Raw genomic sequence first — 444 nt, 5'->3', positions numbered from 1 at the left:
GGCCCAAGTGCTGTCAAAAAAGTCGGTATTAACAGTAATACAGTGGAAATGCAGCTGGTGAATGCTTCGGTTTATTCAGAGGACGCCCATGGAGTATGGTCCTTTCAGTTACGTCTGAAGAATGCCGGCAACAAGGCGGTGACCCTGCCAAACTACGAGCTTGCCGTGAAGTCGATCAAAGGGACAGCTTTCCCGGTGAACGCCAAGGCACTCAGCGGGCTCACGCTAAAACCGTTGGAAACCAAGGTTGTTCCGCTTTCAGTGCAGGTACCCCTTGAGGTCGAGCAAGCCGGGCTGCAGCTGCAGATGATTGAAGCTGTCAGTGCAACAGAAACGGCCGGCCCAACCACCGGCGAACCCGCTGGTACACCTGGGACGGTAGCGGCGGCGGCTCCCAAACTGATTTTTCCGGTAGCCTACTTTACCATTCCTTATGCGCTTCGT

General features: G+C 54.7%; 1 pseudogene. It reads left to right on the top strand.

Features of this window, described 5'->3' with window-relative positions:
- Positions 1 to 444, top strand: a pseudogene (locus ACQ76X_RS36315) (hypothetical protein); the annotation flags it as partial.

It is taken from the genome of Paenibacillus sp. IHBB 3054, assembly GCF_051594305.1.
Lineage (GTDB): Bacteria > Bacillota > Bacilli > Paenibacillales > Paenibacillaceae > Paenibacillus_AQ.
The sequence above is the reverse complement of the archived record's forward strand: the minus strand, read 5'-3'. Positions and strand labels throughout refer to the sequence as shown.